The organism is Methylorubrum thiocyanatum (assembly GCA_014138645.1).
GTDB lineage: Bacteria > Pseudomonadota > Alphaproteobacteria > Rhizobiales > Beijerinckiaceae > Methylobacterium > Methylobacterium thiocyanatum.
In genome coordinates, this window is record JACJIB010000021.1 from 1 (window position 1) to 12,328 (window position 12,328).

6 protein-coding genes and 7 pseudogenes are annotated in these 12,328 nt (G+C 56.5%); 5 read left to right on the top strand and 8 right to left on the bottom strand.

What is annotated here, in order from left to right:
• Window positions 1-206: 206 nt before the first annotated feature.
• Window positions 207-497: pseudogene (locus tag HNR51_RS26380) on the top strand (integrase core domain-containing protein); the annotation flags it as partial.
• Window positions 498-617: 120 nt separating this feature from the next.
• Here HNR51_RS26380 and HNR51_RS26995 read toward each other — a convergent pair.
• From HNR51_RS26995 to HNR51_RS26410, 6 genes and pseudogenes are all read right to left on the bottom strand, one after another.
• Window positions 618-1,010: pseudogene (locus HNR51_RS26995) on the bottom strand (sugar phosphate isomerase/epimerase family protein); the annotation flags it as partial.
• Window positions 1,010-1,420: a hypothetical protein gene (locus tag HNR51_RS26390; RefSeq protein ID WP_182556939.1), complete on the bottom strand. Its 411-nt coding sequence runs from the start codon at window positions 1,418-1,420 to the stop codon at window positions 1,010-1,012. The gene HNR51_RS26390 and the pseudogene HNR51_RS26995, both read right to left, overlap by 1 nt.
• Window positions 1,417-2,175 carry an NAD(P)-dependent oxidoreductase gene (locus tag HNR51_RS26395; protein WP_182556940.1) on the bottom strand — a complete coding sequence of 253 codons (759 nt, stop codon included), beginning with the start codon at window positions 2,173-2,175 and terminating at the stop codon, window positions 1,417-1,419. The genes HNR51_RS26390 and HNR51_RS26395 overlap by 4 nt, the downstream gene beginning before the upstream one ends.
• A gap of 4 nt (window positions 2,176-2,179) precedes the next feature.
• Complete coding sequence (locus HNR51_RS26400) at window positions 2,180-3,289, bottom strand: FAD-dependent oxidoreductase (RefSeq protein WP_182556941.1); 1,110 nt, start codon at window positions 3,287-3,289, stop codon at window positions 2,180-2,182.
• Window positions 3,290-3,865: 576 nt separating this feature from the next.
• Window positions 3,866-4,925 (bottom strand): annotated as a pseudogene (locus HNR51_RS26405) (DDE-type integrase/transposase/recombinase).
• A gap of 53 nt (window positions 4,926-4,978) precedes the next feature.
• A pseudogene (locus HNR51_RS26410) lies at window positions 4,979-5,206 on the bottom strand (IS630 family transposase); the annotation flags it as partial.
• Window positions 5,207-5,406: 200 nt separating this feature from the next.
• Here HNR51_RS26410 and HNR51_RS26415 point away from each other — a divergent pair.
• Window positions 5,407-6,139 (top strand): IS5 family transposase gene (locus HNR51_RS26415; RefSeq protein WP_373325231.1). Its coding sequence is split into 2 segments (ribosomal slippage): window positions 5,407-5,700 and window positions 5,702-6,139, totalling 732 coding nucleotides; the frame shifts between segments, so codons are not numbered across the junction.
• Window positions 6,140-7,010: 871 nt separating this feature from the next.
• Window positions 7,011-7,757: a class I SAM-dependent methyltransferase gene (locus HNR51_RS26420; protein WP_182556942.1), complete on the top strand. Its 747-nt coding sequence runs from the start codon at window positions 7,011-7,013 to the stop codon at window positions 7,755-7,757.
• A 215-nt stretch (window positions 7,758-7,972) separates the two neighbouring features.
• Here the strand turns inward: HNR51_RS26420 and HNR51_RS26890 are convergent.
• Window positions 7,973-8,660: pseudogene (locus tag HNR51_RS26890) on the bottom strand (ISL3-like element ISMex26 family transposase); the annotation flags it as partial.
• A 2-nt stretch (window positions 8,661-8,662) separates the two neighbouring features.
• On the opposite strand from HNR51_RS26890, the pseudogene HNR51_RS26430 reads away from it, so the two are divergent.
• Window positions 8,663-9,149: pseudogene (locus HNR51_RS26430) on the top strand (integrase core domain-containing protein); the annotation flags it as partial.
• A 536-nt stretch (window positions 9,150-9,685) separates the two neighbouring features.
• On the top strand, window positions 9,686-11,590 hold the full coding sequence (locus HNR51_RS26435; protein WP_182556945.1) for a hypothetical protein: 1,905 nt from the start codon (window positions 9,686-9,688) through the stop codon (window positions 11,588-11,590).
• A 143-nt stretch (window positions 11,591-11,733) separates the two neighbouring features.
• Here the strand turns inward: HNR51_RS26435 and HNR51_RS26440 are convergent.
• Window positions 11,734-12,247 (bottom strand): annotated as a pseudogene (locus HNR51_RS26440) (IS5 family transposase); the annotation flags it as partial.
• Window positions 12,248-12,328: the final 81 nt, after the last annotated feature.

The following is a 12,328-nucleotide window of genomic DNA, read 5'->3' on the forward strand; positions in this document are numbered from 1 at the left end:
CTTAGCAACGTCGATGGCTACGAGAACGCCGGCCGGCGGCGTAAGCTGCGGTCTGGTCATGGTCGATCCGTCTCCGGAATGAGGCTTCGAACACCATCACTCTAGAGACCTGTTGATCGGCCATGACCACCCAGGGCGGCGCGCTGCGCTCCGCGTGGCTTCGCGCGCCGCTCCAGAACCGGCGAGCCCTCTTCCCGATTTGCTATGGGCCGGAGTTTGCCGGGGGCATGCTCCACCAGTGGGCGTACTTGAACGGGGTCGAGATCGACTTCTCCCGACCGGGCAAGCCGACCGACAACGCCTACATCGAAGCATTTAACGGCGGCCTGCGGGCGGAGTGTCTGAACGCCTCGTGGTTCCTGTCGCTAGCCGACGCCCGTGAGCGCATCGAGGACTGGAGGTGCCACTACAACGAAGACCGACCCGATACGGCCCTGAGCGGCCTGACGCCCTGCGCCTTCGCCCACCAAGCTGTCACAGCCCGAGAAATTGCATAGGTCGTGGACCGCAAACCGGGTCAACTCCAGTCCTGGCTGATCCTCTCAATCAGCCCAGTCCAAAGCCTGCCGGACAGGTCAGCGCAGGACGCATCATGAGAATTCTCAAATCACTGCATTCTATAGACGTACCGCGGAGATTGCTTCGCCAATGACTTTCAGAGGATCGTCGGCCTCCCGCATCTCAATCGCAGCCCAGCTGGAATACCCAACATCGTCTAGAGTCGATAGCAGTGGCGCATATATCGGCGCATCCGCTTCGACGATCGACGCTAGCTTCGGTTTTGAGAGATGCACGTGCGCAATGATATCGTGATGCTCTCTGATGATGTCCTGTGCACTCTCTCCGGTGAAGGCCAGACATCCGCTATCGAAGTGAAGTCTGAAAGACGGATGGCTGACGGCCTGCACCATTGCAGCGCACTGCGCGGTTGTTACCAGGAAGTCCCCACCGTACTCTTCAGGAGCAGCCTCAAGGACAATCGTGAAACCGGTTGCGGCTATGGCCTCCGCTAGGCACCTGAAGCGCTGCGCTCCAAGCTCGAAGGCATTCTCCGCGGTGAGTTGCCCACGTTGTCGGTTGCGAGGCGCGCCGAAGACGCCGGCCCCCCCTTGCTCAAATGCTCGGCAAAAGTCGCCACGCGCACCGTATGCTCACGCATCGCTTCGAACGAGGCAGCATCACCGAGAAGTTGGCAGTCCGGCTGGTTGAAATAGAGCGCTTGGTACGAGCTGACCTGGAGCCCAGCACGACAAATTCGATGTCTCTCGGTTCGGGCGAACTCCTCGGTGAGATCCTGCCAAGACGCAAGTTTCGTGGGGGCGACTTCGAGGCCGGTGACGTTTGCGTCAGCAAGCAAGGCATAAACTTGATCGCTGAGGTCTGTTGGCCACGCGATATTGGAGATAGACAGACGGGTCATTCACCGCTCTCCAAGTAGCTACCTATGCCGTTGAGTACAGTCTCTCGATCGAAGTGGTAGGGATCGGTTCCCCCAAGGACGCCTGCGTGGATCGTCCGCATATCATAGGAGGCAGCAGGCTTACTCAGGTCCGCTTCGCGCAGCTTGCCAGGGAAAAAGCGCTCGGCGACCGCCGACATGGTGACAGGTTCCGGCGCGATATTGACGAGCGTCAGATTCGCCTGCGTGATCGCCGCAATATCACGCTCCAAGCGGCGTACGTCGTACCATTGGAAGCTGCCGCGCGGGTCAATCGCTTCGACCATGTTGTCGTAGCGCAGATCGAAGATGGCATTCTTCTTCAGCCCTCGCCCATAGAGCGCTGGGAGCCGGATGATGAGGTGATTGGCGAACGTTCTGGCAATGAAGCGTTCGAAAGCTGCCCTATGGGTACCATAAGGCGCGCCCTCACTTGATGCAGGATCGCGCTCGTTGACGTATAGGGCAGGCTGATACACGTCGGTCGTCGACAGCAGCACGAAGCGGTCTGCCGTGACGTGTCCCAGGTTCTCAACGAGGACGTCAATAGCAGCCTGATCTGTTTCTGGATCGTTATTGGCCTTCCATTTTATGGCTGAAATGCCAGCGCAGACGACCTCCTTGAAATGGCGGCCGCGCATGGTTTCGCTGTTGCCAGTATTAAATAATACATCATACCTTCCGGCATGAACAAGGTTTCCTCCGACGAAGCCGGTATGTCCAATCAATGCCCGCATATGGCTAGTCCAATTTCAATCCGATTGACTCTACCTTCGCCCGGATGGACGCAGGCAGCGACGAAGGAACGTCAGCAGCACTTTCGTCTTGATCCGCTTCAATCATCGAGAGGATTCGTTCTGTCGCAAAGAAAATCGTATCGATCTTGCCAGACATGACAGTGAACACACGTCCATCTCTTCCAACGTAGCAACTCCGATCGTCGCTGTTGCCGATTGGCTTGGTTTTAATCGAGATTTGTGGTCCTATGAATTTATAGATATCGAGAAACTCTGGCACATTCTCCTGCGCCTGTTGGATCATCAGGCTGCGCTTAGCCTCGATTTGCTGGGAGTTTACACAGTCACGCACTGAGCGCGCTTCTTCGGAGGTAGAAAAACGGCCTAAGGGCGTGTGTGGGACGCTTGACAATGTGTAGATTGTCTCGACTTCTGTAGGATAGATGGAGTACAGCGGTCCATCAACAAAAGTGACCGCAGGCAGTCCGGCTGCTGCTTCAAAGTACAGAAGCAGTGTTGGCTCATAGTATGTTGAGACAATATTTCTACCGAAGTGACCCCAGGTGGCATCAATGACGTAATCGAACCGCTCGCCATTTACTAAAATATACTTCGAAAACCGCTCGATCGATTTGATTTGAACCGACATGCTTACCACATGCCGCAAGTGGCGCTGAAAGTAGTGCCGAGCTTTGTCGATCAGTATGACGCGCTCTTCAGCACGTATCATTCCGTCGATGTTTGTCAGGCTTAGACTACATCGATCAACGGAGCGATAAGGTATTCCCGTCGCAGTCATGATCAGCTTATATGTATCAAAATCAATAAGCGACGTATCTTTGGGGACGGCATATATATTTTCAGGGATCGGCTTGCTCAAATCTCCGTATCGTTCAATAAACCGGGAAAACCCGTCGCGCGATTGTATGCGCGTGCCTGAATGTCTGGGATAATGAAATCCGAGATGGAGCCTGAACTGGTTGTTCCCCGAAGCTTCATGTAAGAGCCTTTCATTTTGCTCATACAATCGAACTGTGAACCCCAGGGCCATCATCGACGAGGCGATATGGCAGCCATACCAACCGCCCCCGATGATTGCTATGCGCTGACTCATTCCTCGGCCTCCTGGCCCCGCGAGCAAACCCAGATGCAAGCGTCGCGCTTGCATCCTAGGTCGTGGCTCTATCGCAGGCGGAGCCGACGGGGAAGCGCTTGCGCCGATTGGCTGAGGTTTAGGCTTCGAAGGAAGCTTGCCTGACTCTGGCCGCTCACCTAAGCGTCACGTTCGCCGGCACCTGGCCGTTCCTCGCTAAGCTCGGCTTATTCCAGCCTCACAGCGAGCGCGGGCGGTCCTGGTTGGCGCTAGACAAGCGATCTGACGAGGGCTGATCCCCCCTTATGCAGAGGCGAATGCGCCGCCTCGCTCGACAAACTCCCACGCGCACAGAACGCCCATGGCAGCGGCATCCTCATCCGATCAGAATTTATCGGTGACCCGCATTACGGCGACAGCCTCGACCACCTTCTTGTCGGCCGAGCCGACAACCACTTTGAGAACATTTCCTTTCGAATCTGCACAGCCTCTGTCGGCATAACAAAATAGCCTGCGGCGGCTCCGGATACGTGGAGCGGGACTCGCTCGGTCAGGACGGCAGGTCGTGGGGCATCCAGCGCCATGGTGCGCCCGTCTTCATGAACCGCTCCGGGTTTCCCGGAGGCCAGTTGGTTTGGGTCGGGCGGCCAAGGTTTGAGTCTCGACCTGAGTGAAGTAGCGCGCTTCGGCGTCGGCAGGAGGCACGTTGCCGATCGGTTCGAGCAAGCGACGGGTGTTGAACCTGTCGACCCATTCGAGGGTGGCGAACCAGACGGCCTCGAAGGACCGCCACGTGCCGCGCCGATGGATCACTCGGCCTTGAGCAGGCTGTTGATCGTCACGGCCAGGGCGTTGTCGTAGCTGTCCCCGACGCTGCCGACGGACGGCTCGACACCCGCCTCCGCCAGGCGCTCCTTGTAGCGCAGGGCGAGGTATTGTGAGCCCCTGTCGCTATGATGCACGAGCCCGCTGCCCTGGAGGGGCCGGCGCTCGTGCAGGGCCTGCTCCAAGGCATCGAGCTCGAAGCTGGTATGGGCGGTGCGCAACGCCCGCCAGCCGACGATGCGCCGGGCGAAGGCGTCGATCACAAAGGCCACGTAGACCTTGCGCACGCCGTAGACGCAGAAGTTCGCCTAGAACACGTGCCGGATTTCGACTATCAGCGTCGCGTCCGAGCGAGCCCGGCTTGGCAGCCTGCCGGGATCGGCCCGCCGCGCGGCATGGGCGTAGTATGTCGACGGGGCGATCGGCAGCACCCTGCAAATCGGCCTCATCCTGAGGCTCTCGAAGGACGACCTCGTAGGCCTCCCGGCGACCGACGATGAAGGCGAACATGTCCGCGACCGGAGATCGAGTTCCGCCAAGGCAGAATACGCGTTCGCCTTCCACAGGATCTCGTTGGCCTGCCGGAGTTCGCGGTTCTCGCGCTCCAGCGCCTTGATCCGCTCGCGCTCGTCCGTCGTCGGACCAGCCCGCTGGCCCCGGTCCCGCTAGGCTTGGCGCACCCAGTTGCGCAGCGTTTCGCACGAGCAGCCGATCGTGGAAGCGATCGAGCGGATCGCCCGTATTGCGAGCCGTGCTCGCCCTGGTAGTCGAACACCATCCGCACCGCGCGCTCGCGGACCTCAGGCGAAAAGGGGGCTGTACGCTTCGGCATGGCCCCATCCTCTCAAGAGTTGGAGCCTCCAGGAAACCCAGGCGGTTCAGTGGCTGCGCGGCGATCCTGCTGAGCAAGAAGGCATCATTGGGATCGAGCTTGGAGCGGCGGGCCTGCCCCTGGGGGCGAGCCGCCACCGTCCCGGTCGTCGTAAGAGCCGTCATCCAACGGATGGCCGTGGCGACACTGACCCCGAAGCGGGCCACCGCCTGCCGACGGGAGGTCACCGCGGCGGCGTCCAACACCCGTTCGCGCAGGTCCTGGCTGTAGAGTCGGCCCATGCTTGGCTCCACTTCCGGAGCAAGCCGTAAGTCAGAATCAGATACGTGGGTGAGCCCCAGCTAGACAATTTAGACCAAACCGAAGACGCTCTAGGTGGCGAACCCATAATGGCTGGCACGGTTGAGCCGCAGCATCGTTAGCCCCCTGAGCAGGAGGGGCCTGGATGGCGCGGTTTGACCTGACGGATGCGGAGTAGGCGGTGATCGAGCCGCTGTTGCCGACGGACGTGCGTGGCAAGGAGCGCGTGGACGACCGGCGGGTTCTGAACGGGATCTTCTGGCGGCTGCGCACGGGTGCACCCTGGGCCCATATCCCGGCGCGCTATGGCCCGCATACGACCTGCAGCAACCGCTTCCGGCGCTGGCGCAAGCGTGGCATCTGGGATCGGCTTCTGAACGCGGTGTCAAAGGCTTACGAGGGCGACCTGCAGATGATCGACGCCACGAGCGTGCGGGTGCATCAGCACGCAGCCTGCGCCCAAAAAAGAGGGCGGATCCGGTGGCATGGGTCGCTCGCGCGGCGGCCTGACGAGCAAGATCCACGCGCTGGTGGATGCCGAAGGTCGTCCCGTGGCGCTGAAGATCACGGAAGGCCAAGCGCATGACGGGCGTTCGGCCGCCGACATGCTGGGCGGGTTGGGTACCGGTCAGATCCTGCTGGGGGACCGAGCCTACGACAGCGACGCATTGCGGACCCGGATGGCCGAGCAAGGTGCATGGGCCAACGTGAAGCCAATGCCCAACCGCAAACAGGTGCTGGCCTTCAGCCCGTTCTTGTACGAGTACCGCAGCCTCGTGGAGCGCTTCTTCAGCAAGATCAAGCACTTCCGGGCTGTTGCCACGCGCTACGACAAGGATCCCGACAACTTCCTGGCCAGCGTCAAGCTCGCAGCCTGCGGGTCTGGCTGCGAGATTTATGAGTCCGCGACCTAGCGTGCCCGCGACGTAAGCAACCGGCAGCGCGAGGTCGCACTCAGCGCCATCGCGCATCAGCGGCCAGCGGCTGCGGCTTGAGTCGCTGTTGGCGCCTGCGCGACTGGCGGGCGGCCGGCGTGTGGCACGAATCAGTCCTCGCGCTCGGCTCTCACACCTGGCCGCTGCTGCTCGGCGGCCTGGATCATGTTCTTTTGTGCTTAACGGCGTGACGCCGGAAGAAGCGTGACAGGCTGCTCAAACCGGCGGTGATGCATCTCGCGGCCCGCAGGACGCACCGTTCCGAAACGATCAGTGTCGACTGCTCCGCCTGCAGGCGCAGGATCACATCCGCATAGGCTTCCACGTGCTACGAGCGCTGGTCGCTGTCCTGCCACTTGGCGGCGATCGGCCCTCGCGCACGAAGCTCTTCTGCCGCCGAATGGAGCTGGCAGGAATGACCCCGAAGCGCTCTACAGCCTGACGGTACGAGGCCCACTAGGCCATGGCCTTGACTACACGTTCGCCTAGATACGATGACAGCGGTGACCCTCTGAACTTCATGTCGAGACCTAACAGGGAGCAGATCACACCCCATAAGAGAACCCCAACGGGCTCACAGCGGTCGGCAACCGCCTTAGGCAGAGGAAGACATGCTTGCACTACCGAGCGCTCCTACAACCGAGCACAATCATACTCAATTTGAAATGACGTCAGCGTTTCGAGTTCGACAAACCATTTCGATCGCCTTAGGATGGTGTTTAACAAACTCGCCGCAGGCGAGATAGCGTCCTGCTAGGGATATGCCGATGAGCAGGATAACTCTGAGGTATAAAATTGACCCCAAGACACTAAGACAGAAACCTTCAACCGTTTAAGTAGGGAAGAACGCATGTCTAACATGTCGCAAGAAAAAAATCCATCGAATTTTCATTTTGAAACGGCTGGGCGATGCCCTATTTGTGAAAAAGAGGTGACGTTCTCTTCCTCAGATCCTTGGCTTCGCGATCATTTCGTTTGCCATTCATGTCCCGGTGGATCTCTACCGCGAGAAAGGGCGTTGATGCTGTCGCTTCGACGGCACTTTCCTAACTGGCGCGATCTCGACATACATGAGTCATCACCAGGTCGAAATGGAGCGTCAGTAGTCATCAAAAGAGATTGTCGCAATTACATAGAAAGTCAGTTTTTTATAGGCGTTACCCCAGGGGAATTTGTAGACGGCGTAAGATGCGAGAATCTTGAAAGCACAACCTTCCCGGACGAATCACTCGATATAATAATCACTCAAGACGTTCTAGAGCATGTCAATATGCCGAGCAGCGTGTTTCAGGATTGCGCGCGTGTTCTTCGGCACGGCGGAGCGCACTTGTTTACAGCGCCTACATACAAAAACTTGGATTTAACATTGAGAAGAGCATTATACAAAGAATCTGAAGTTGAGCATTATTTCTCTCCAGAGTATCATGGGAATCCAATCGATCCTAACGGTTCTCTTGTTACGTTTCACTATGGCTATGATTTGCCAAATTTGATTCGGGAGTGGTCGGGACTTGATGTTGAGGTGAGCAGGTTTAGTGATGCTTACCATGGTATAATCGGCGAGCATCTGGAAGTATATGTCGCGTGGAAGCGGTAAAATAGAAGGAATAATTTGCTCCCCTGTTTCGGCACGGCTTGGCAGATAAGCACAAGGATTGCAGCTTTTCGCCAACAAAGACCGAACTAAATGGGCAATTGCAAAGGCTATCCGCTCGGTCTGAAACGAAAACACGTTTGAATTTTTTGGCTTCAGCGTTCTCGTAGTGGCTCGACGTGCTGTTGTTCCTTGAAATCCGGACAAGGTTTTCTGGGCCGCATCATCAGCCGCTCAGATATTATCTTGCCGGATGCTCGTTTGGGAGCCTGCTCATGACGTCGACGGCGGGTTGCCCCTTCTTCGACTAAGTGGAGGCTGTCGGGGAACCTGCCGACGCATGGGCGTTGCTACAGCTCTGCACAGTTGCGGCAACCGGCCGCACACTCTGCATCGGGCTCGCGTACATAGGCATCCAGGCTGCTCTGATGCTCCCGAATCATGTCACCGATAAGCCTGCCCAGCATGTCGCGCTCCGGCTTGCGGCTGTGGCCGGTCATGCAGACAATTTGCCTGATCGGCATACCCTGTCGCGACAACGTCAGAATCGCTTCGGCGGTCGCCGTCCGCCGAAGGTGCTCCTCGTACTGCAGGCGTTCGGCGCTGATCAGCTGACTGAGGTCGATCGTGACGGCACACCGCGGCGCGGATGGCGGTCATCGATTTGCTTACGACAGCGAGAAAGATGGCGCTGGAATTCTCCATCATGTGCCATCGATCGGCAACTCCGATTGCCTCGGGCAACGCCCGCGCCGGCACCTCGCCGTAGCAGCAGCTGCGGTCACGGGTGAGGACGACGATCTCAGCATGGGCTGAGAGATATGCCTCGGCGGTGCCACTCTCGCGGTCCGGCAGGAAGCCGCCGACACGCCGCTGCTCCAGGCCGCAGATCTGCATGCCGTACCGGTGACGGGCTGGAGATCGCGGCGGAAAACGGCGAGCGTGTGCGGGTCGACTTCGCGCTAGACTGCTGCGATCGGGAAGCGATGAGCGACGTGGCGACCACGGCGGGCATCACGGGCGAGGACGTCCGCGACCTGATGGTGGCAGCCGTCGAACACCGCTTCGGGCCGGTCAATCAGTTGCTGAGCCTGATCGAGTGGATGACCGATAATCGTAGCTGCTACGTGGCCCGCGACACTCGTCGCTTTGCCCACGACATTGGATTGGTACCGCTGGAGAGCCCGCAGAGCAACGGCATGGCCGAGGCGTTCGTGCGAACGTTGAAACGCGACCACGTGCGTGTCTCGATGCTACCGGATGCTGAGAGCGTGCTGCGCCAGCCCCCCGTTCGGCTGGCGCACTACAACAACCTTCATCCTCATCGCGCTCGGCTACCGCTCGCCGCGCGAGTTCATCACCCGATCAACCCAGAAAACCCTGTCCGGTCTTTGAGGACAACAATACGCTCAACGAGGCCACGGTTAATCGCTATCATTATATCAGCCACGATGAGCTGCGTCTGCAGCTGTTGGATGAGGTCTACCGCTATGATCGCCGCTTCAGCAACCTGTGCAGCTGCCCGGCCTTATAAATTTTTATCTGCGAAGCCTGGACGTGACAGCCTGAACGCCTCAGGTTCGATCCTTCACAACGAACCGTAGAGCCAAAATTCTAGCGGAAGTTGACCCGTGAGTGCGCAGCGCAACTTCAGGGCAAGGGCATGACATTCTAGTCTCCCGCACTTACTATTAAAAGACTGAAATGAAACCGGTGTCTCTATGCATGCAAGCAGCGCCGGCCACGCAAGCTCATCTCATGCTTGATGCCGTGGCCGATTTAAAGTTGGATTCGGGCTTCTACACCGATCCTTCGACGTATCAATGAAGACCGGCAGGCACGGTGTGATTGCAAAAAGGATATTATCAGCAGGCCTCCTGCGCAGCTAATATCCCAAGAACATAGAACCGCAACAATAGAAGGATGTATATATGTTCAATAATTATTATCCAGCGCTAGAATCAAGTTTTTGCATCAATGAAGATAGGACTGTTGCAATTGACATTGGAGATCGGCAAGTATTACTCACGAAGCACGATGGGAGTCCGTATTTCCCGCTGGATAATATTGACTCATATAGGGAGATAAGAGACATTGATCCAATATTTATATTCGAGTTCTTAGATGGCGACAACTCTTGCTATGTTTCGATATTTGATAGCAATCTTGTGCTCCTCTGCGAAAACTTGCAATACGGAGAACCGCATTACCAAGAACTAATTGGCCGGTGCGTCGCACTTGATCTCACTAACGCTGTAGCAAGACTCGCTCGGCGCAATAATAAAGGGGAAGAATCAGCGATTAAAAGCAATCGATTCCAAACAGCTTCAACGGCAGTTCGCAAATTGCTTGCAAAGTTAGCCTGCGAACACGCCCTATCTGAGCCATACATACTAAATATAGAAAGCCCTAAAGACGTTCCACCCCTTTTCGTTCAGCAATGCGGTGTCGTAAGGAAAATATCTGGAGAGGCCTGTATCGACTTATTCACTCAAAGAAGCGCTGAGTTATTTGCGGGTTTCATATCCAGCAACAGAATGCAGGTTTCAGATCTTTCGGATGGTGTTCCTCTCGATCTCAGCTGCGTTATCTGCATGTCTGAGTTTCATTACGCATACTGCTTTAACTCCAGTCGGGGCGATCGACTTATAGTTATTTTCGTAACAACACACCATACAGCCGTTATGGGCGTATATTATCCAGAGTCGGATATTGTAATATATAATCATACAGCAAATGATGTAATGCGAGAATGCAAGAACATTGCTAGCTACATTGGTTTTGATGCGAGAAGGTCGTTTTTGCAGAATTTATTTGGGTACGATATGGTAATTAAAGGTATAACAAAGGCCTCGCCGCCATTTTATGTTGTTCGGGAGCGACACCTAGGACATCATCTCTGGAACGAGCTTGGTGGGATTCATGAACTGTTATCTAAAAATCTACATTTGCGGATCAAGATTTTGATTACAGCGGGCACCGAAAGCGAAGTATATGGAAAAATTGACGATATTTATCCAGCGTTGAAAGGACGGGTCATCAGATACGCTCTTCGTCCGGAGCAGTTTTCTGATTTTGCACATAAAAATAATATTATCCCTTTCCGATACACTACACAATCTGTCAATCGATCTACAGCTTCGAAAATTATGCTGGCAAGCGATCGGACTGCGCCTGCTACTGATAGAGAAATACTGTACCAAGCACGGCAAGAAAAACGTGCGATTGTTGTACTTGGAATTCGCTTAAATGACAGAACCCTTGAGGAGCCACTCCCATTCTTTGTGGCGACGATATCCAAGCTAAATGCCATATGCGGACCACTTCTCGTGGTCGTTGATGGATACAACGCCCCGAATCGTGCGTCGAAACTTGATGTCTCTCTTCAAAATATGATTGAGGCTGAATCCGAGTTTTTTACCCAACTTACGTCATATTTGGTTGGGCTCGATGTCATTCTTGTTTCAAATATCGGAAAGTCAATGTCTGTTAGTATATTTTGGGCTGCTAACTCAGACTTTTTTGTTGCGATATGGGGAGCCGGCCTGGCTAAGTACCGTTGGATAGCTAATCTTCCAGGCGTCATCGTCAGCAGCAAATGGAACATAGAGCAGCGAGCCGACTTCCGGATTTATGAAACGAGCCAGTACATGGATAACCCAACTCCAGTAATTTATCCGCCTGCATCAATAATTTCTGATAGCTCCTTCGATGTCGGGGGCAATAGAACAGACGAACCTGAAGGATTGCGAAATTTTAGAGTCAATCTGGATGGCTGGTTATCTTTTTTGGATATTAGCTGCAGCCAATATCGCAGGGAGACGCTTAACGGCTAGCGGTTGCGAAGTTGTTATGGATAGGCTGTTAGCTCGACTTTGGCCAATTTGACGTGTGCTTGAGGAGCGGGGTGATGAAGCGGGCATGACTAGTAGGCTTGGCGACACGATGGAGGGCAACGCACTGAAGCCCGTCGCCTACACGCACGGCACTCCTGCCGTAGGGCCCTGGCATCGTGCGCTTTATCAGCGTGCAGTTTGTCGGGGCGTCGGCGTGGTCGGCCGCGGCGGCCGTTGCTCAAGGGCGGAATGAAGTCGAAGGTGGGTGCCATCTGCGGACTATTGTGCCGGTTGGCGCCCCCCAGCCTCAGGCCGAGCGGCGTGCCGCGGGCATCGGTGACGAGGTGGCGCTTGGTACCCGGCTTGCTTAGCCCCTCGGGTTTGGACCGGTGGCAGACCCCTCTTTTTGGCCGGGACAGAGGCACTGCCCAGGCTCGCTCGGCTCCAGTCGATCGCACCGGCCGCGTGCAGGCGCTTCAGCAACACCTTGTGAAGGCGCGCTCACGCGCAGGCCGCCTGCCAGTCGCGCAGGCGCCGCCAGCAACTCATGCCGCGGCCGCAGCCCATCTCAGACGGAAGCGTCGCCCAGGGTAGTCCCGAGCGCAGCACAAACAGGCTACTGGTGAGCGCCGCCCTGACCTTACCCCCTGGTCTGCCCTCATTCTGAAGCTAGGGTCCGTCGAGCAGGAGACGGACGATGAAGAAGAGCGATTCAGCGAAGAGCAGATCATCGGCATC